This is a genomic window from Micromonospora sp. NPDC049662 (assembly GCF_040675055.1).
In the GTDB taxonomy this organism is placed as follows: Bacteria; Actinomycetota; Actinomycetes; order Mycobacteriales; family Micromonosporaceae; genus Micromonospora.
Window position 1 is genome coordinate 89,094 of the sequence record NZ_JBFAOC010000010.1, and the last position, 18,595, is coordinate 107,688.

Here is an 18,595-nt window from a genome sequence, read left to right on the forward strand (position 1 = left end):
TCGTCCCCGTCCGGCGCCCGTGGAGAGGGACTGAGAGCGAGGCATGGGCGAGTTCTTCCGCGTACTGACGGACAACGGGCAACTGTTCGTCGACGGGTTCACCAACACCGTCAAACTTTTCCTGATCGCCGCGGTCGGCAGCCTCGTCCTCGGCACGCTGCTCGGCGCGATGCGGGTCTCGCCCGTGCCGGCCCTGCGCGCGTTCGGCGCCACGTACGTCAACCTGGTGCGCAACACCCCGCTGACGCTGGTCTTCGCGTTCCTCGTGTTCGCGGTGCCGAAGCTCGACGTCAACTTCGACTACGACACCAGCGCCGCCATCGCGCTGACCGTCTACACCTCCGCGTTCGTCTGCGAGGTGATCCGCTCCGGCGTCAACACGGTCGCCGCCGGGCAGGCCGAGGCGGCCCGCGCCCTGGGCATGACCTTCGGTCAGGTGCTCACGCTCATCGTGCTGCCGCAGGCGCTGCGCGCGATGGTCCCGCCGATGGTCAGCGTGTTCATCGCGATGCTGAAGAACACCACCATCGCCGCCGGTTTCTCGGTGCTGGAAGCGGGCGCGATCCCCGCGTACATGGCCGAGCGGGGCGAGCCGCAGTTCGCCGTCCTGCTCTGGATCACCATCGGCTTCCTGATCCTGATCCTGCCGCTGGTGGCGTTGCAACGGTTCCTCGAACGCAAGTGGCGGGTGGCACGGTGAGCCCGGCTACGGCGAACGAAAGGTGCGCGGTGAGCGCGAGGAGTGAGCTTGCGAGCCCCGCAGTCGCGAACGGAGGGTGGTTGAGTTGAGCCAGGCGTCGATCCTCTACGACCTGCCCGGTCCCCGCGCCAAGCGGCGCAACGCGATCCTGGGCGTCGTCTCCACCGCCGGCATCATCGCCCTGCTCGCCTACATCGGCTACAAGTTCGCCGACACCGGGCAGTTCGAGGCTCGCAAGTGGGAGCAGTTCCAGTACGCCTCGGTGCAACGCGAGCTGCTCGGCGGCCTGTGGGCGACGCTGAAGGCCGCCGGCATCGCCGCGGTCCTGGCGCTGCTGTTCGGCGCGATCTTCGCCAGCGGCCGCCTCAGCGACAAGTGGGTCCTGCGGGCCCCGTCGACGTTCGTGGTGGAGCTGTTCCGCGCGATCCCCCTGCTGATCCTGATCTTCTTCGGCTACTACGTGCCGCTGCAGTACGGCTGGTCGATCGACAAGCTGTGGGCGCTGGTCATCGGGCTGATGCTCTACAACGGCTCGGTGCTCGCGGAGATCTTCCGCGCCGGCATCAACGCGGTGCCGTACGGGCAGACCGAGGGCGCGTACGCGATCGGCTTGCGCAAGAACCAGGTACTGCGGCTCATCCTGCTGCCGCAGGCCGTCCGGTCGATGCTCCCGGCGATCGTCAGCCAGCTCGTCGTGCTGCTCAAGGACACCGCGCTGGGCTTCATCATCACGTACCCCGAGCTGCTGTTCGCCGGGAAGCAGATCGGCGGCCGGTTGCCGTTCGGGCTGCCGTACGTGCCGACGTACCTGATCGTGGCGGCCGTCTACATCACGATCTGCGGGCTGCTGTCGATCTTCGCGTGGTGGTTGCAGCGGCGGCTGGGCCGCATGCCGCGAACTGCGGCCAAGGTAGTGCCGTCCCAGGACTTCGGTCGAGACTCAACGGCGATGATCTGACCGGACGACCGCCTGGAGTGTGATCGACCCAGTTTCGCCAATATCGGGGTGTCCCCATTGAGGGGACACCCCGATATTGCTGAATTCGTGGTGATCGGGTCGGTCAGCGGGCGATCTCGGTGACCCGGGACTCGCGGACCACGGTGACCCGGATCTGACCCGGGTAGGTCAGCTCCTCCTCGATCTGCTTGGCCACGTCACGGGCCAGCACGGCCGCCCCGATGTCGTCGACGTCGTCCGGCTTGACCATCACCCGGATCTCCCGGCCGGCCTGCATGGCGAAGACCTTGTCCACGCCGAGCTTGCCGGCCGCGATCTCCTCGATCCGCTCCAGCCGCTTGACGTACGCCTCGAGGCTCTCCCGGCGCGCGCCCGGCCGACCACCGGAGCAGGCGTCGGACGCCTGGGTGAGGACGGCCTCGATGGTCTGCGGGGGCACCTCGTTGTGGTGCGCCTCGATGGCGTGCACCACGTCCTCGTGCTCGCCGTACTTGCGGGCCAGGTCGGCGCCGATGATGGCGTGGCTGCCCTCGACCTCGTGGGTGAGCGCCTTGCCGATGTCGTGCAGGAACGCCGACCGCTTGATGGTGGGCACGTCCAGCCGCAGCTCGGCGGCCATGATGCCGGCGATGTGCGCGGTCTCCACGAGGTGCTTGAGCACGTTCTGGCCGTACGACGTGCGGTAGCGCAGCCGGCCCAGCAGGGTCACCAGCTCCGGGTGGATCTCGGTGATACCCACCTCGACCAGGGCGTCCTCGGCGGCGCGCAGGCAGAGCTGCTCCACCTCCTGGCGGGCCAGGTCGTAGACCTCCTCGATCCGGTGCGGGTGGATCCGCCCGTCCAGCACGAGCTTCTCGAGGGTGAGCCGGCCGACCTCGCGGCGCACCGGGTCGAAGCAGGAGAGCAGCACGGCCTCGGGGGTGTCGTCGATGATCAGGTTGACGCCGGTGACCGACTCGAAGGCCCGGATGTTGCGGCCCTCGCGGCCGATGATGCGGCCCTTCATCTCGTCCCCGGGCAGGTGCAGGACGCTCACCACGCTCTCGGCGGTCTGTTCGCTGGCGACCCGCTGAATCGCGTCCACCACGATGTGCCGGGCCCGCTGCTCGGCGGTGTTGCGCGCGTCGGACTCGATGTCGCGCACCAGGAGCGCCGCCTCCCGCTTGGCGGACGTCTCGATCGCCTCGATCAGCTCCAGCCGGGCGGACTCGGCGGTGAGGCCGGCCACCCGCTCCAGCTCCCGGCGGCGCAGCTCCTCGGCCTCGGCCAGCTCGGTCTCGCGCTGGGCGAGCGCGGACTCCCGGGCGGCGAGGGCGGCGCCCGCCGCCGTGAGCTGCCGCTCCCGCTCGGCGAACCGCTCCACCTCCTCGGTGTGCAGCCGCTCCCGCTCGTCCATCCGGGCCGCCCGCCGCTCCACCTCGGCGGCCTGTTCGCGGGTCGTGGCGGCGAGCACCGCGACCTCCCGCTCGCCGCTGCGGCGCGCGGCCGTGCGGAGCTGCTCGGCGTCCGCCTCGGCCTGCTTGTGCGCCCGTTCCAGCACGGTGTCCGCCTCGGCGCGGGCGTCGTCGAGCACTCGCCGGGCCTCGGCCCGGGCCGCCTTCGCCTCGGCTTTGGCGGCCGCCGCTTCGGCGCGGGCCGCGGAGGCGGCGGACTTTGCCACGTCGATCGTGCTGTTCGCCTGGTCGGCCGCGTCGCGCAGGGCGGCCAGGGACTGCTCCTGACGGTCCTTCTCGGCGATGAAGGCGGGATCCTCCGGGGCGGATGTCGAGCCGATCCGGCGCAGCGTCCGGATGCCGACCAGCACCGCCGCGACCACGACCACGGCGAGGATCAGGACGGCCGCGAGGAGCACCACGTCGAGGGCGTTCATGCCGGAACCCCGCGAGGTCCATCCGTGCGCCTGTGCCGCCGCCCCGCCATGGCCGCCTCCCCTGAACGTCATGACCGCAGCGACTGTGCCCAGGGCACACTCCTGCGGCTGTGGACGCCCGACCGGAGCGGCTGGCCGTAGATAGCTCTCTCCGCCGGCGGTGCCCTCGGGCATCGTCGGCGACCGGGTGCAGTTGTCGCGACGTCCCGGACCGGCCAGTCCGGAACTGCCGCCAAAGGCCGTGGAGCCGGCCAAAGTGATGCTGTTCTGTTACGAGATCTATGTTGTGCGCTTAGCCTGCAATGGTCGGGCAATGTGAGCCTGTATGGCGAGGCTAGGTCTCCGAGGGCGGTCTGGTCAAGGACTCATGATCAAACCCCCCGAACGGAGAGAAGTTGCAGCGTCACGCAAAGCTGATGTCGTGTCGGACACGGCAGGACAAAGGCGGCGAGCCGACGCCTCGATTCGACCGTCGTGCCTGTTCAGCGACCGCACAGGTCCGCCGACGGGCCGTCAATGTGACACCCGCGACCCAACGTCGGCCCGTCGCACCCGTCCCTGGGTCAGCGCGGGATTGACCGCAGGCTTTCAGCAGCATCGGGTCATACCCCTACCGCACTCGGCGCGTGCCGCTCAGTCGATCGGGCGGCTGTCCCGCTCCAGCTCGCCCTCGGCGTCGGCCAGGGCGTCGGCGTCGATCTGCTCGGCGAACTCGGCCGCCTCGGCGCTCTGCGCGGCGAGCGCGTCCTTCACCGCCCGGATGGCCACGCCGGGCGGGTAACCCTTGCGGGCCAGCATGCCCACCAGCCGGCGGAAGACCGCGTCCGGCTCACCCCGGGCGGTACGCAGTTTGCGCTCCACGAGGGCACGGGCGGTCTCCGCCTCGGTCTCCTCGTCCAACTCGCCCAACGCCTCGGTGGCCACCTCGCCGTCCACGCCCTTGCGGCGCAGCTCGTTGGCGAGCGCCCGGCGGGCAAGACCGCGCCCGGAGTGTCGACTCGACACCCAGGCTCGAGCGAACGCGGCGTCGTCGATGATGCCGACCTCGTCGTACCGGTCGAGCACGTCGGCCGACACCTCTTCGGAGATGCCCCGCTTGGCCAGCGCCCCGGCCAGCTCGGCGCGGGTACGCGGTCGCACGGCGAGTTGGCGCAGGCAGATCTCGCGCGCCAGCTCGGACTCGTCGCGCGGTGTGGACGCCTGCTCGTCGGCCGGCGACTCGGCCCGCCGGCCGCCCCGGCGAGGGCGCGGCGGAGCGGCGTCATCGCCCGTACGAGGCGGACTGGCATCCCAGCCCCGCCCCGTACGGGCGCGTCGTCCTGCCATCGGTCAGCGACCGGTCAGAAGTCGACCGGCGGCAGCTCCGGGCCACCGGCGGCGTCGCCCGCGCCGACCCCGACGCCGAGCTTCTCCAGGATCTTCTTCTCGATCTCGGCGGCCACGTCCGGGTTCTCCTTCAGGAACTCCCGGGCCTTCTCCTTGCCCTGGCCGAGCTGGTCACCGTCGTACGTGTACCACGCGCCGGACTTGCGGATGATCGCCTGCTCCACGCCGACGTCGATCAGCGAGCCCTCGCGCGAGATGCCCTTGCCGTACATGATGTCGAACTCGGCCTGCTTGAACGGCGCGGCCACCTTGTTCTTCACGACCTTGACCCGGGTGCGGTTACCGACCACGTCGGTGCCGTCCTTGAGGCTCTCGATGCGGCGCACGTCGAGCCGGACCGAGGCGTAGAACTTCAGCGCCCGACCACCGGTCGTGGTCTCCGGGCTGCCGAACATCACGCCGATCTTTTCCCGGAGCTGGTTGATGAAGATCGCCGTGGTGCCGGTGTTGCTGAGCACACCGGTGATCTTGCGCAGCGCCTGGCTCATCAGCCGGGCCTGCAGACCCACGTGGCTGTCGCCCATCTCGCCCTCGATCTCGGCGCGCGGCACCAGGGCCGCCACCGAGTCGATCACGATGATGTCGATCGCGCCCGAGCGGATCAGCATGTCGGCGATCTCCAGCGCCTGCTCGCCCGTGTCCGGCTGGGAGACCAGCATCGCGTCGGTGTCGACGCCGAGGGCCTTCGCGTACTCCGGGTCGAGCGCGTGCTCGGCGTCGATGAAGGCGGCGATGCCGCCGGCCCGCTGGGCGCTGGCCACCGAGTGCAGGGCCACCGTGGTCTTACCGCTGGACTCGGGGCCGTAGATCTCGACCACCCGGCCGCGCGGCAGGCCGCCCACGCCGAGCGCCACATCGAGCGCGATGGAACCGGTCGGGATCACGGCGGTCTGGACGACCGGCCGCTCTCCCAGCCGCATCACCGAGCCCTTGCCGAACTGCTTGTCAATCTGAGCGAGAGCAAGGTCGAGTGCCTTCTCCCGGTCAGGCCCTGCTGCCATGGTTGCCACCCCTGCCTTCGCCGGCGTCTTTGCTGAGCTTCGCGTCACGCGGACACGCTAGGCGCTAGGTCCGACAGAAAACCAGCCGACGGGCCGCGAGCTGTGGACGAGCACCCCGCTGTGGACAATAGCCGAACAGGTGTACGACTCGACAAGCGACACGCGGACCCGACGAAAAGGCTGCTCAGCGTAGTCGCGCGGGCACGCGGTCGGGATACGCGGCGCAGACCGCCCGCCACACCACGTTCGTCCGCTCCCCCGCCGCCAACGCCTGCTCGACGGTCCGGCCGTCAAGCTGGGACAGCACCTGATCCCGGGCGATGCTGGCCGCGTAACCCGGCCCGAACGCCTCCTCCAACCGCGCCCAGAAGTCGGTCAGCCGCACGTGATCAATCCTCCTCACCCGGCGCCCCGGTCGGCACCGGGCGCAACGCTAGCGCCACCAGGGGCACGGTCGCGACCGCCGCGAGCAGGGTGAGCACGGGATAACCGGCCACCTGCATGACAAACCCGCTGAGCACCGCGGCACCCGCGCCCGCCAACCCCATGATCAGGTCCGAGAATCCCTGGACGCTCGGCCGCACATCGGCCGACACCGACTCGGAGAGCAGCGTCGAGCCGGCCACCATCGTCCCCGACCAGCCCAGCCCGAGCAGGACGAGACCGACCGAGAGCCGAGGCGTGTGGTGCCCGGCGGTGCCGGCCACCGCGCAGGCGGCCAGCAGCAGTCCGACCCCGCCCAGGATCACCGCCCGCCGGCCGAGCCGGTCGGTGAGCCAGCCGACGAGCGGGGAGAACGCGTACATGCCGGCGATGTGCAGACTCAGCACGATCCCGACCAGCCGCAGCACGTCGGCGTCGGCGTGCGACTCACCGAGCCGCACCGGGGTCATCGCCATCACCGCCACCATCACCAGGTGACCCACCGCCACCGCGGCGATGCCGAGCCGGGCGGCGGGCTGAGCGCGTACCACCGACCAGGCCGCCCGCATCCCGGCGCCGCGCGGCGCGCGGGCACCGACCGGCGCGGCGGCCGGCCCGACGCCACCGCCCGCCGGCGACCCGGCGGTCCCGGCGGTGGGGGCGGTCGCCGCCGCCGCACCGCCCGGCGGCACGGCGGCGACCGGCCCGGGACCGTCGGGCACGGATGCGGCGTCGGCCGCCGCGAGTCGCCGCGCGGTGAGCAGCGGGTCGGGCCGCAACAGGCCGAGGAGTACGACGGCAGCCAGCACGAACGCCGCCGCGCTGAACGCGAACGGACCGGCCAGCGCGGGCAGCCCCCAGCCGGTGGTCACCCGGTCGGCCAGGGCGGCGAAGTTCGGCGCGGCCACCGCGCCGATGGTGGTGGCCCAGACGATCAATGAGAGCTGGCGACCTCGACGGGCCGGCTCGGCGAGGTCCACGGCGGTGTAGCGGGCCTGGAGGTTGGCGGCGGTGCCGCCACCGAACAGCAGCATGCCGAGAAGGAGCAGCGGCACCGAGCGGGTGGCCGCCGCCAACACCACGAGGACGCCACCGACGGCGCCCACCGTGTACGCCAGCACCAGGCCGGGCCGGCGACCGTGCCGGGCCATGATCCGGGTGACCGGGACGGCGAGCAGCGCCGCGCCGACCACCCCGGCACTCTGCGCGATGCCGGCCAGCGCGGTGCCGGCCACCCGGGCGGCGAGCAGCGCGCCGACGGAGATGCCGATGGTCACGCCGATGCCACCGATGATCTGGGTGGTGACGAGCAGCCGCATGGTGCGCCGCTGAATCGGCGCGACGTCGAGTCGGGCGGCGGTACGCGGCTCGGTCAGGTCGGTGGCCATCGGCGCTCCTCGAGGACGGGGTTCCCATCCTCGCGCACCCACCCCGAACCCCGACGCCCCGCAGGCGGCGCTACCCGCCCCGCCCTGCCGCACGCCCGGACGCCCGGACGCACGCCCGCACGCCCGCACGCCCGCAAGATCCGCGCAACTTCAGGGAAGTTGCTGGCTCGGCGCGCCGGGAAGCAGCAGGTTCCCCGAAGGTGCGCGGATCTTGGTCAGTACCGGCGGGGACGCGTGGACGTCAGCCGGTCATCACCCGCTGGTGCAGGGAGGACACCGCCGCGCGGGCCGCCACGAACGCGCCGTGCTGCCAGGCCACCTCGTGACTGAGCCAGTCCCCGGCGAAGTAGACCCGTCCGGCCGGCTGGAGCAGCCGGTCGTATCCGGCGGTGCCGTACCGGGGTGAGGTCCAGGCGCCCTCGATGTAGCGGGTCCGGTCCCAGGCGTGCGAGTACGAGCTGACCAGCTCGCTGCGGTACTTGTCGCCGTGGATCTTCACGCCCTGGCTGACCGCCCGCTCCTGGCGCAGCTCGGGGGTGAGCCCGCTGTAGGACCGAGCGTTCGCCCCGGTGTTGTAGTAGCCGACGACCAGACCCCGCTTGCCGTGGAAGCCGTAGGACGGGTACCAGATGTGCGACAGGTCCAGGTCGGTCTCGGTGATGCCGCCGTAGATCCGCTGGTCGGTCTCCCACCAGCGGCTGCGGTACTCCAGACCGATCTTGCCGGCGGCGGTGACGGGGAAGTCGGCCAGGGCGGCGGTCACGTCGACGCCGAGGTTGTGCGGCACCCGGGCCATCAGGTGCGGTGGCAGCGCGGCCACGCAGTAGTCGGCGGTGATCTGCGACAGCCGGCCGCCCTGGCGATAGGTCACCTCGACCCGGCTGCCCCGGTCCGTCACTCCGGTCACCTCGGCGTTGAGGCGGATCCGGTGCCCGCCGACGGCCTTGGCGAGGGCGCGGGGGATCTGGTCCATCCCGCCGACCGGCTGGAACATCAGCATGGCCTGGTCGTAGCCGAACTCGAAGGAGAAGTACCGGCCCACGTTGCTGGCGAAGACGTCGGAGAGCGCCGGCGGCGCGCCGAGCAGGCTGCCGACGTCGTTACCCGCGCCGGGGTACGTGGAGAAGCCGCGTCGGCTGGTCCCGGTGTACGCCCAGTCGCTGGCACGCCCGCCGATCGCGCCGAAGCTCTGCAGGAACGACAGCAGCCGCTCCCGGTCCTCGGTGGTGAGTCGCGCGTCCAGCGCGCCCTGGTCGGTGGCCTTCGCGAGCATCTCCGAGACGTACCCGTAGACGTCGGCCTTGGCGGTGCGGTAGCGGACCGGCTCGGTCATTCCGGCGGACTCGTTGTAGATCCAGGCGTCGGCGTTCTGGTTGGTGAAGACCTCGACGGGTACGCCCAGCTCCCGGCAGTAGTCCATGGTGACCATCCACTGTGCGATCCGGCCCGGCCCGGCGTTGAAGTAGACGCCGTCGGAGAAGCCGGCCCGCTGGGTGTGGCCGTCGAGGTCGGTCTCGACGTCGCCGCCACGGATGGTCAGGTTCCGCCCGCCGACGCGGTGCCGCGCCTCCAGGACCGTGCAGTGGTAACCCGCCTTGCCCAGCTCGTACGCGGCGGTGAGCCCCGCGATGCCGCCGCCCAGCACCACGACGCTGGCGCCCGGCCGCCCGGACAGCGTGAAGTCGGACGGCTCCGGCGCCCGGAAGGCCGGCGTCGGCGACGCGGCGGCGCTGGGCGCGAGACCCATGGCGCCCATCGTGGCGAGCATCGCGCCGGCCCCGCCGCTGACCCCGACCGCGCGCAGGAATCCACGCCGGCTCACCGTCGACTGCGTCTGATCACTCATGAACGCCTCCCCTACAAGATCGACTCACGTGAGTCTGTGGAGGGCGTGTTACACCGTTCACGCAACGCGGTTTCCAGTAGGTATCCGGTCTTCTGAATACCGTGGCGACCCTCAGGACGGTGGGTGCCGCGCCACCGAGCGGAGAACGCCGTCCAGGCCCTCCTCGAACAGCAGGTCGTCGCCCCACCGGGAGTCGTCGAGGTGGCCGGAGGCGTTGAGAGTCGGGTAGGCCTCGGCGTGGGCGGTGACATGGTCGCGGGCGGTGGCCCGCGTGTCCGGGTCGGCGCTCCTGCGCCAGGTGGCCTCGGTGAGCGAGGCGCCGATGACGTAGTTGGCCAGTGTTCGCGTGGCCACCGCGAGGTGGCGGCCACGGCAGCCGCCGCGTACCAGCGCCGCCTGGAGGAACTCGGTGCGGGCCAACACGTTGGGGCCGAGCATCGGACGCCCGACCAGGCCCGGCGCCCAGGGATGCCGGAGCATGGCGGAGCGCCAGCCGCGGACGAGGAGGCGGACGTCCTCCGGCCAGTCGTCGGTCGCGTCGGGGATCGGCACGTCGCCGAAGATCTGGTCCATCGCCAGGTCCAGCACGTCGTCCTTGGTCCGCACGTGCCAGTACAGGGCGGTCGCCGTCACGGTGAGGCGCTGGGCGAGGCTGCGCATCGTGAGGCCGTCGATGCCGTGCTCGTCGAGCAGGTCGACCGCCGCGCCCACGATCCGCTCGATCGTCAGTGGTGGCCGGCGCTGCGTCCGGGAGGGCTCCGGGCGTAGCCACACCGACGAGGGAGAACGGCGCTCTGTCATGCCGTCACCCTAATACGGTGGACAGGAAACTTAACGTCGGTAAGCTAGCTGAACATCCGTACACCGACCACCGCACGGAGGTCCCCTCATGCCTCTTCTGCGAGTCCACGTCGACACCGACCGGAGCACCGCTCGGCGCGTCCTGCACCTGCACCAGGAGGGCAGGAGCCATCACGAGTCGCGGGAGGCGGCCCGGGAACAGGCGTGGCGGCAGGGCCGGACCCTGGCGGGGGAGCCGGTCTTCGTCGGCGTCACGAACGGCCGCCGCAACGTCCAGTTGCTCTACGACGTCGAGGTCTACTCCGACACCGCCGGCTGACGCCCGGCCCGACGCGAGCGGGCGCGACGGCGCCGCGCGGCTATCCGGCGAGGGCGCGGGCGGCGACGGTGAGGTCGGCGACCAGCCCCTCGTACGCGGCGTCCTGGTCGTCGGCGCGCAGCACCGCGGACGGGTGGATGGTCGCCAGCAGCCGGGTCGGCGGAGCGTCGGCCAGCGCGCCGGCGCTGTCCACCGGGACCCGCTGGAAGTCCTCGGGGCGCTGGGCCGCCGCGGGCCAGGGCAGCAGTTCGCCGCGCTGCCTCGTGACCCGGAAGGACGGGCCGAGCAGCGCCTTGCCGGCGGTGGCACCGAGCACCACCACGATCGCCGGGTCGAGCCGGGCGAACTCGGCGACCAGCCAGGGACGGCAGGCGGCGATGTGGATCCGGTCCGGCGTCTGGTGGATGCGCCGCTTGCCGCGCACCTCAAAACGGAAATGCTTCACAGCGTTCGTGAGGTACAGCACGGCCGGGTCGAGGCCGGCGTCGTCGACGGCCCTGCGCAGCAGCCGACCGGCGGGACCGACGAAGGGCAGGCCCTTCTGGTCCTCCATGTCGCCGGGCTGCTCGCCCACGAGCACCACGCGGGCGCTCTCGTCACCCCGCCCGAAGACGGTCTGCGTGGCGTCCCGGTACAGCTCGCAGCCACGACAGTCGCCCGAGGCCGCCCGCAACCCCTCGATGGTGTCGGCCTCGGGAGGGATGAACCGCTGGGCGCCGGGGGCGGCGTCGGTCTGCTCGGCCATGCCGACTGTTATATACCTGTTCGGCCGGCCCTGCCGGATCTGCCTTAGGTGAGATCCGACGGTCCCCCGTCAGTACCCGCCGCCACCGCCACCGCCACCACACGACGCGAGCGCGATCAGCACGATGATGATCACGATGACCGCGACCGCGACCCCGATCCAGAGCCCTCGATTGCCGCCTGAAGCCATGTCAGCCACCTCCACCGGCGCGCATACCCGCCACGGACCCGGCAAACCTCCCGCGGAGGTCGCCACGGGTCAGGTGGCGAAACCGGACGGTGGATCGGGACGGGTGGCGCGGGCCAGCGCGGCGGCCAGGGGCGTCAGGTCCGCCACGGCCAGGGAACTGACGGTGACGCGCACGGCGGGCGGGGCGGCGATCCGGTAGAGGGCGCCGGGCGCCACCACCCAGCCCGCGTCACGTAGCGCGGTGACCACGCTGGTCTCGTCCGGCACCGGCAGCCAGACGTTGATGCCGCTGCGGCCGTGGGCGGTCAGGCCGTGCTCGGCGAGCGCGGCCACCAGACCCGCGCGCCGCAGCTCGTAGCTCTGCGCCGCACGGCCCACCAGGTCGTCGACCGCCGGGTCCCGCCACAGGGCCAGCACCAGCCGTTGCAGCACGGTGGACACCCAGCCCGCGCCGACCCGCGTCCGGCCGGTCACCCGGGCCACGGTGGTCTCGTCGCCGGCCAGCACCGCCAGTCGCAGGTCCGGGCCGAAGGGTTTGCTCACCGACCGCACGAAGGCCCAGCTCGCGGTCGTGCCGGCAAGCGGGTGCAGGGGTACGCGGGCCAGCTCGGCGGCGTGGTCGTCCTCGATCAGCAGCAGGTCCCGTCGCCCGGCGAGCAGCGCGCGCAGTTCCTCGGCGCGGGCGCCGGAGACGGCCGCGCCGGTCGGGTTCTGGGCGCGGCTGGTGACCACCAGCGCCCGCGCGCCAGCGGTCAGCGCGGCCGCCACCCCGGCCGTGAGCGGCCCCTCGTCGTCCACCGGTACGCCGATCGGGCGCAGCCCGAGGGCGGCGACCAGGTCGAGCAGGTTGGCCCAGCCGGGGTCCTCCACCGCGACCGCGTCGCCGGGGCGCAGGTGGGCGCCGAGGAGGCGTTCGATGCCGTCCAGCGCGCCACCGGTGAGGGTGAGGTCGTCGGCGGGTACGCCGTCGGCGCGCAGCCGGGCGCGGGCGACCTCGGCCAGCTCCGGGAGCACTCCGGCCTGCGAGTAGCCGATCGGTGGGCCGGCGTCGGCGGCGAGCGCGGCGAGGTGCGGACCGATCGGGGGCAGCAGCCGGGGGTCGGGCTCGCCCCGGGACAGGTCACGCGCGCCGGGCAGGGGCGCGGGGCGCAACGCGGAGCGACGGGCGGCCACCGGTGGCCGTGGGCGGACGCGGGTGCCGTGCCGGCCGGCGGTGGTGAGCACGCCACGCTGGCGCAGCTCCTGATAGGCGCGGGCGACGGTCGCCGGGCTGACGGCGAGGTCGGCGGCGAGGGCCCGCACCGGCGGCAGGGCCGCGCCGGGTGGCAGAGCGCCGGTACGGATGCCCGATTCGATGCTGGCCAAAATCGTGGCGGCCGTCGTCCCGGTGAACTGATAGCGTGCTGACACAAACAGGAGATTGTACTAGAACAAAGGGGCGCGCATGTACCCACCCACCGCCCGGACCACCGCCACCCGTTCCCGCGAGCGGATGAGCTACGACCGCGAGGCGGCACACGCCGTCCTCGACGAGGCGTACCACTGCGCGCTCGGCTTCACCGTGGACGGCGAGCCCCGCGTACTGCCCACCCTGCACGTCCGCGTCGGCGACACCCTCTACCTGCACGGCTCCACCGGCAGTCGCCCGCTGCTCGCCGCCCGGGGCGACGGTCTGGCCGTCTGCGTCGCGGTCACGCTGCTCGACGGGCTGGTGTACGCCCGCTCCCAGTTCCACCACAGCGCCAACTACCGCTCGGTGGTCGCACACGGCACCGCCCGACTGGTCACCGACGCCACGGAGAAGAGCGCCATGCTCACCGCGCTCGTCGAGAAGGTGGGCGCGGGCCGCAGCACGGACAGTCGCCCGCCGAACCGGCGCGAACTGGCCGAGACCGCCGTGCTGGCGCTGCCGCTGCGCGAGGTGTCCGTCCGGTCGCGCACCGGCGGCGTCCGCGAGGACGAGGCCGACCTGCACCTGCCGCACTGGGCCGGCGTCCTGCCGCTACGGCTGACCGCCGGGCTGCCGCAGCCCGCCGCCGGGGTCGCCGCGCCGCTGCCGGCGTACCTGCGGACGATCCGTACGCCCTGGCACGACCCGGCGCCGCTGAGCGGCGAGCACGTCCGGCTGGAACCGCTGGACCTGGCGCACGCCGACGACCTGCACGCCGCCACCGCCGACGACGACGTCTGGCGGCACCTGACCGTTCCACGGCCCACCGAGCCGGCCGGGACCGCCGAGGTGATCGCCGCCGCGCTGGCCGCCCAGCAGCGCGGCGAGCGGGTGCCCTGGGTGCAGCGCTGCGCGGCGACCGGGACGGTGGTCGGCAGCACCTCGTACTACGAGATCGACCCGGAGCGGCGGTCGGTGGCGATCGGGCACACCTTCCTCGGCCGTCCGTGGTGGCGTACCGGGATCAACACCGAGGCCAAGCTGCTGCTGCTCGGCCGGGCCTTCGACGAGCTGGGCGCGGTACGGGTCGCCTGGCACACCGACATCCGCAACGTTCGGTCCCAGGCGGCCATCGAACGGCTCGGCGCGACCCGGGAGGGGGTGCTGCGGATACACCGCCAGCGCCCGGACGGCTCATGGCGGGACACGGTGCAGTACGCGATGACCGTCGACGAGTGGCCGAACGCACAGGCCACGCTGCGGAAAAGACTTCGCCGTACGGCGTCGGTGGCGTGATGATGGCGGGCGTGCTGGGGATCACCGACATCTGGACGTACGTGCTGGGCACCGTGGCCATCATCCTGCTGCCCGGACCGAACTCGCTCTTCGTGCTCTCCACCGCCGCCAAGCGGGGCGTGGGGGCCGGCTACCGGGCCGCGGGCGGGGTGTTCGTCGGCGACGGGGTGCTGATGATCCTCTCCGCCGCCGGGGTGGCGTCGCTGCTCAAGGCGTACCCACCGTTGTTCCTGGTGATCAAGTACGCTGGCGCGGCGTACCTCGGTTATGTCGGGCTGACCATGCTGCGGGGCGCCTGGCGGCGCTGGCGCGACCGCAACGACCCGACCACGCCGCGGCTGATCGACGCCGCGGAGCCGGCGCAGCTGCGCAGCCCGTTCCGCAAGGCGCTGGTGATCAGCCTGCTGAACCCGAAGGCGATCCTCTTCTTCATCTCGTTCTTCATCCAGTTCGTCGACCCCGGGTACGCGTGGCCGGCGCTGTCGTTCCTGCTGCTCGGCCTGATCGCCCAGGTCAGCAGCGCGCTCTACCTGACCGCGCTGATCTTCGCGGGGACGTTCCTGGCGGCCCAGTTCCGCCGCCGCCGTCGTCTCGCGGTGGGCGGCACCACGGCGGTGGCAACGCTCTTCCTAGCCTTCAGCCTCAAACTAGCCACCGCCAGCGCCGGCTGACCCCGACCCCACTGCTCGTCGCCCCACCCGACCCCACCGCTCTCCGCGATCTTGCACTTTGTGCTGTCTTTTTGCGTCTTTCGCACCGCTCTACGGCGACAGTAAGTGCAAGATCGGCGCGGGGGGTCAGGTGCCGTCGCCTCCTCCGCCGCCGCCGACCCCGGCTCCTCCGGCTGTGCCGCCCAGTCCGTAGCCGGGTTTGATCGGGGCGTCGGGGTGGCGGCTGACGTGGGCGGAATGGCCGATCTGCGCGGACCAGTCGGCGTGGGCGGCGGCCGCCGCGTGGCGGTTGATGGCGTGGCGCAGCCAGCCGTCCACGGTGGCGACCCAGTCCCGCTGCCCGGCGTCGGCGTGCCAGATCCGGAACCGGCTGATGCTCTGGTGGGTGATCCCGGCCAGGGCCAGCTTGCGGTCCACCCAGGTGATCACCTCGAGGCCCGCCGAGTTCGTCACGAAGATCAGTTCCAGCTCGGTGATCGGGCCGGCGTAGAGCGGCCCCACCCAGTAGCCCCAGCGCTGGTGCAGCGGTAGAGCATGCTCCACCCCGGGCAGGCCGCCCTCCACCAGCCCGGCCTGGCGGATCGAGAAGCCCAGCGTGTCCAGCGCCGCCAGCACGTGCTGCTGGGTGGGGACCGGGTGCACGAAGACCGGCACCATGGCGCCCTGGTCCAGGTCCGGGTCGACGGACACCTCGGTCCGCAGACCCATCCGCAGACTGAGCAGCGGCACCCCACCGAAGGTGGTCACCGGGGTCTCCCACGGCAGCGGCAACGCGAAGTCGACGGCCCGGCGGCGGCCCGCCGGGACCACGAACCGCCCGGCGATCGGGAGCTGGAAGAACTGCATGAGACGTCGCGGGGCCGCCGGGTCGTCCGGCTCGACCGTCGTGACCAGGCCGAGCCGGATGTGGCGTACGAGCACGTCGTCCGGTCCGGCGGCGAGAGTCACCCGCCCGGGCAGGCGCAGGCCCGGACGGGTGCTCGGGTTTCCCAGCGTGGTCTGTACGGACAGCCCGGTCCAGCCGGACTCCCGAGACACCCCCGTCAACCGCATCGCGCCCCCCGCCAGGTCACCTCAACTGTCGCGGACCCGGCGGGGGGTCACCCGGAACTTGCGGGAATTCTCCTAGCGGAGTCGCCGACCGCGCGGCACCGTGTCGGTCTCGTCGTCGAACTCGCCGATGACCTCCTCCAACAGGTCCTCCAGGGCGACGAAACCGATCGGGCGGGCCGGGCCACCGCCGTTGCGGACCAGCGCGAGCTGCGACTGCCGGGCGCGCATCGCGGCCACCGCCTCGGTGACCGAGGACGTCGCCGGCAGGGTGAACGCCGGTGTCATCAGCTCCCCGGCCACGGCGGCCCGGCCGGTGGTGACCGCCCGTACCGCCTCCCGGACGTGCACCAGACCGCAGACGTCGCCGCCCGCGTCCAGCACGGCCAGCCGTGACCGGCCGCTGTCCCGGCTGACCTGCTCGATCCGCTCGGCCGGGTCGTCGCGCCGGACCGTGACCATGGTGGCGAACGGCTCCATCACCTGCGCCACCGACGTGCCCTGCAGCTCGAGCATGCTGGTGAGCAGTTGGTGCTGCTCGGCGCCGAGCAGCCCGTGCTCGCGGGACTGTTCCAGCAGGATCCGCAGCTCGTCCGGACCGTGCACCTGGGCCAGCTGGTCCTGCTGGTTGACCCCGACCAGCCGCAGGATCGCGTTGGCCAGCGCGTTCAACGCGGACAGCACCGGCCGGGACACCCGGGCGAACGCCCGGAACGGCAGCGCGAGTAGCGTCGCCGACCGTTCGGCGTCGGTGATCGCCCACGACTTCGGTGCCATCTCCCCCACCACCAGGTGCAGGAAGGTCACCAACCCGAGGGCGAAGACCAGGGCGATGACGTGACTGGCCGCGTCGGGCAGCCCCACCACGTGCAGCAGCGGGCTGACCAGGTGCTCGATCGCCGGCTCGGCCAGCGCGCCGAGCCCCAGGGTGCACAGGGTGATGCCGAGCTGCGCACCGGCCAGCATCAGCGACAGCTCGCGGACGCCGTCGAGCGCGGCCCGCGCCGCCCGGCCACCGGTGGCCGCCGCCTGCTCCAGCCGGTACCGCTTGCTGGCCACCAGGGCGAACTCGGCGGCCACGAAGAACCCGTTCAGCCCCAGCAGGACGCCGGAGCTGATCAACGCGATGCCGGGGCTCATGCGGACACCTCGCGCCGCTCGCCACGGTCGGTGAGTTGCAGCCGGACCGAGTCGGCGACGTGCCGGTCCACGGCCAGCACCTCGACCAGCGCCCGGGGCTCCGCCTCGCCCTCGTCGGCCTCGACGCCCTCGGGCAGCAGACTGATCTCCAACCGGTCGCCGACCTCCGGCACCCGGCCCAGCTCCCGCATGACCAGCCCGGAGAGCGTGTCGTACTCCGGGGCCTCGGGCAGCGCGATGCCGGTGCTGTCGGCGACCTCGTCGATCCGCCAGCGGGCCGGCACCACCCAGGAGCCGTCGTCCTGGCGGGCGGGCGCCCGCTCCGGCGGGTCGTCCTCGTCCCGGATCGGACCAACCAGCTCCTCGGCGATGTCCTCCAGGGTGATCACGCCGGCGAAACCGCCGTACTCGTCGACCACGCAGGCCATCTGCCGGTGCCCGGAGCGCAGGCGGTCCAGCACCGTGGGCAGGGGCAGGGTCTCCGGTACGAGCAGCGGCGGGCCCGCCACCGCGCTGACCGGGGTGGTGGCCCGTTCGGCGGGGGGTACGCCGAGCACGTCGGCGATGCCGACGATGCCGAGCAGGTCGTCGACACCCTCCGCGCCACGAACCGGGAAGCGGGAGTGGCCGGTGTCCAGCAGCTCGACCACCCGACTCACCGGCTCGTGCCCCCGGACGATGTGCACGTCGACCCGGGGAACCATGGCCTCGCCGGCGGTCAGCTCACGAAAGTCGAGCCCCCGGTCGAGCAGCGTGGACATCTCAGCGTCCAGGCTGCCCTCCTCACGTGACTCGGCGATGATCTGTTCCAGGTCGGCGGGGGTCGCCCCGCTGGGCAGCTCCTCGATCGGCTCGATACCGACCCGGCGCAGCAGCCGGACCGACGCCCGGTCGAAGAGCCGGATCACCGGACCGGCGATGGCCAGGTAGAAGAGCGTGGACCGGCTCAGCGCCCGGGCCAGCGGTACGGCCCGGGCGATGGCGAGGTTCTTGGGCGCCAGCTCGCCGAGGACCATCTGCACGACGGTGGCGATGACCAGGGCCAGCGCCACCGACAGCGGCAGGCTCACGGACTCGCTGACGCCGGCGACGCCGAGCAGGTCGGCGAGGCCACCACCGAGGTACGGCTCGGCGACGTAACCGACCAGCAGCGCGGTGACGGTGATGCCGAGTTGCGCGCCGGAGAGCATGAAGGAGAGCCGGCTGGTGACGGCGAGGGCCCGGGCGGCGGCCTGGTCGCCGTCGTCGGCGAGCTGGCGCAGCTTGCCCCGGTCGACGGCGACGTAGCCGAACTCCTGCGCCACGAAGTAACCGGTGGCGGCGGTGAGCACGATGATGAGAAGAAGACCGACGACGATCAACACGGGACGCTCAGGGCTCCCGGGGCCGTCGGGACGGGGATACGCCGGGCACGACCCGGCT

General features: G+C 72.3%; 17 protein-coding genes. 5 read left to right on the forward strand and 12 right to left on the reverse strand.

The features are described from left to right. Positions 1-43 precede the first annotated feature (43 nt). Together AB0J36_RS10825 and AB0J36_RS10830 are read left to right on the forward strand one after the other, a co-directional pair. Positions 44-700, forward strand: coding sequence for an amino acid ABC transporter permease (locus AB0J36_RS10825; protein WP_357122608.1), 657 nt, complete (start codon positions 44-46; stop codon positions 698-700). Positions 701-776: 76 nt separating this feature from the next. Next, positions 777-1,658, forward strand: a complete 882-nt coding sequence (locus tag AB0J36_RS10830; RefSeq protein WP_363660430.1) for an amino acid ABC transporter permease — start codon at positions 777-779, stop codon at positions 1,656-1,658. A 103-nt stretch (positions 1,659-1,761) separates the two neighbouring features. Here the strand turns inward: AB0J36_RS10830 and rny are convergent, their stop codons facing one another. The 7 genes from rny to AB0J36_RS10865 form a co-directional block, all read right to left on the reverse strand. After that, a complete protein-coding gene (gene rny, locus AB0J36_RS10835; protein WP_357122602.1) occupies positions 1,762-3,528 on the reverse strand; it encodes a ribonuclease Y in 1,767 nt (588 codons plus the stop codon). A 633-nt stretch (positions 3,529-4,161) separates the two neighbouring features. After that, entirely contained in the window at positions 4,162-4,854 is a 693-nt protein-coding gene (locus AB0J36_RS10840) for a regulatory protein RecX (protein WP_363660431.1), read from the reverse strand. A gap of 14 nt (positions 4,855-4,868) precedes the next feature. Then, positions 4,869-5,915 carry a recombinase RecA gene (recA, locus tag AB0J36_RS10845; protein WP_354884861.1) on the reverse strand — a complete coding sequence of 349 codons (1,047 nt, stop codon included), beginning with the start codon at positions 5,913-5,915 and terminating at the stop codon, positions 4,869-4,871. A gap of 184 nt (positions 5,916-6,099) precedes the next feature. Then, entirely contained in the window at positions 6,100-6,300 is a 201-nt protein-coding gene (locus AB0J36_RS10850; protein ID WP_357122594.1) for a DUF3046 domain-containing protein, read from the reverse strand. Between the two features lie 4 nt (positions 6,301-6,304). Continuing rightward, complete coding sequence (locus AB0J36_RS10855; RefSeq protein WP_357122591.1) at positions 6,305-7,726, reverse strand: MFS transporter; 1,422 nt, start codon at positions 7,724-7,726, stop codon at positions 6,305-6,307. A 241-nt stretch (positions 7,727-7,967) separates the two neighbouring features. Further along, a complete protein-coding gene (locus AB0J36_RS10860; protein WP_357122588.1) occupies positions 7,968-9,572 on the reverse strand; it encodes an FAD-dependent oxidoreductase in 1,605 nt (534 codons plus the stop codon). Between the two features lie 111 nt (positions 9,573-9,683). Next, positions 9,684-10,373, reverse strand: a complete 690-nt coding sequence (locus AB0J36_RS10865) for a TetR/AcrR family transcriptional regulator C-terminal domain-containing protein (protein ID WP_363660432.1) — start codon at positions 10,371-10,373, stop codon at positions 9,684-9,686. 88 nt (positions 10,374-10,461) lie between these two features. Here AB0J36_RS10865 and AB0J36_RS10870 point away from each other — a divergent pair, with 88 nt between their 5' ends. After that, the gene (locus tag AB0J36_RS10870) at positions 10,462-10,692 is read left to right on the forward strand and encodes a hypothetical protein (RefSeq protein ID WP_357122582.1); all 231 of its coding nucleotides are present in this window, start codon (positions 10,462-10,464) and stop codon (positions 10,690-10,692) included. 40 nt (positions 10,693-10,732) lie between these two features. Here the strand turns inward: AB0J36_RS10870 and AB0J36_RS10875 are convergent, their stop codons facing one another. Further along, on the reverse strand, positions 10,733-11,437 hold the full coding sequence (locus AB0J36_RS10875) for a UdgX family uracil-DNA binding protein (protein ID WP_357122579.1): 705 nt from the start codon (positions 11,435-11,437) through the stop codon (positions 10,733-10,735). A gap of 258 nt (positions 11,438-11,695) precedes the next feature. Then, positions 11,696-13,036 carry an aminotransferase class I/II-fold pyridoxal phosphate-dependent enzyme gene (locus AB0J36_RS10880; protein WP_363660433.1) on the reverse strand — a complete coding sequence of 447 codons (1,341 nt, stop codon included), beginning with the start codon at positions 13,034-13,036 and terminating at the stop codon, positions 11,696-11,698. A gap of 34 nt (positions 13,037-13,070) precedes the next feature. Between AB0J36_RS10880 and AB0J36_RS10885 the strand changes: the two genes are divergently transcribed. Next, complete coding sequence (locus AB0J36_RS10885) at positions 13,071-14,312, forward strand: bifunctional pyridoxamine 5'-phosphate oxidase family protein/GNAT family N-acetyltransferase (protein WP_363660434.1); 1,242 nt, start codon at positions 13,071-13,073, stop codon at positions 14,310-14,312. Continuing rightward, positions 14,312-14,983: a leucine efflux protein LeuE gene (gene leuE, locus AB0J36_RS10890; protein ID WP_357122570.1), complete on the forward strand. Its 672-nt coding sequence runs from the start codon at positions 14,312-14,314 to the stop codon at positions 14,981-14,983. The genes AB0J36_RS10885 and leuE overlap by 1 nt, the downstream gene beginning before the upstream one ends. Before the next feature lie 126 nt (positions 14,984-15,109). Here the strand turns inward: leuE and AB0J36_RS10895 are convergent, their stop codons facing one another. The 3 genes from AB0J36_RS10895 to AB0J36_RS10905 all read right to left on the reverse strand — a co-directional run bounded on the left by AB0J36_RS10895 (position 15,110) and on the right by AB0J36_RS10905 (position 18,537). Continuing rightward, positions 15,110-16,036, reverse strand: a complete 927-nt coding sequence (locus tag AB0J36_RS10895) for a sporulation protein (protein ID WP_357122567.1) — start codon at positions 16,034-16,036, stop codon at positions 15,110-15,112. A 72-nt stretch (positions 16,037-16,108) separates the two neighbouring features. Further along, positions 16,109-17,173 (reverse strand): hemolysin family protein, encoded by a 1,065-nt coding sequence (locus AB0J36_RS10900; protein WP_357122564.1) that lies wholly within the window; start codon positions 17,171-17,173, stop codon positions 16,109-16,111. Continuing rightward, positions 17,170-18,537, reverse strand: a complete 1,368-nt coding sequence (locus AB0J36_RS10905; RefSeq protein ID WP_357122561.1) for a hemolysin family protein — start codon at positions 18,535-18,537, stop codon at positions 17,170-17,172. The genes AB0J36_RS10900 and AB0J36_RS10905 overlap by 4 nt, the downstream gene beginning before the upstream one ends. Positions 18,538-18,595: the final 58 nt, after the last annotated feature.

Coding starts and splice junctions, on each gene's coding strand:
- AB0J36_RS10875 (WP_357122579.1), bottom strand. CDS start 11,437: ATGGCCGAGCAGACCGACGCCGCCCCCGGCGCCCAGCGGTTCATCCCT.
- AB0J36_RS10825 (WP_357122608.1), top strand. CDS start 44: ATGGGCGAGTTCTTCCGCGTACTGACGGACAACGGGCAACTGTTCGTC.
- AB0J36_RS10885 (WP_363660434.1), top strand. CDS start 13,071: ATGTACCCACCCACCGCCCGGACCACCGCCACCCGTTCCCGCGAGCGG.
- AB0J36_RS10855 (WP_357122591.1), bottom strand. CDS start 7,726: ATGGCCACCGACCTGACCGAGCCGCGTACCGCCGCCCGACTCGACGTC.
- AB0J36_RS10840 (WP_363660431.1), bottom strand. CDS start 4,854: ATGGCAGGACGACGCGCCCGTACGGGGCGGGGCTGGGATGCCAGTCCG.
- AB0J36_RS10865 (WP_363660432.1), bottom strand. CDS start 10,373: ATGACAGAGCGCCGTTCTCCCTCGTCGGTGTGGCTACGCCCGGAGCCC.
- AB0J36_RS10870 (WP_357122582.1), top strand. CDS start 10,462: ATGCCTCTTCTGCGAGTCCACGTCGACACCGACCGGAGCACCGCTCGG.
- leuE (WP_357122570.1), top strand. CDS start 14,312: ATGATGGCGGGCGTGCTGGGGATCACCGACATCTGGACGTACGTGCTG.
- rny (WP_357122602.1), bottom strand. CDS start 3,528: ATGAACGCCCTCGACGTGGTGCTCCTCGCGGCCGTCCTGATCCTCGCC.
- AB0J36_RS10900 (WP_357122564.1), bottom strand. CDS start 17,173: ATGAGCCCCGGCATCGCGTTGATCAGCTCCGGCGTCCTGCTGGGGCTG.
- recA (WP_354884861.1), bottom strand. CDS start 5,915: ATGGCAGCAGGGCCTGACCGGGAGAAGGCACTCGACCTTGCTCTCGCT.
- AB0J36_RS10895 (WP_357122567.1), bottom strand. CDS start 16,036: ATGCGGTTGACGGGGGTGTCTCGGGAGTCCGGCTGGACCGGGCTGTCC.
- AB0J36_RS10860 (WP_357122588.1), bottom strand. CDS start 9,572: ATGAGTGATCAGACGCAGTCGACGGTGAGCCGGCGTGGATTCCTGCGC.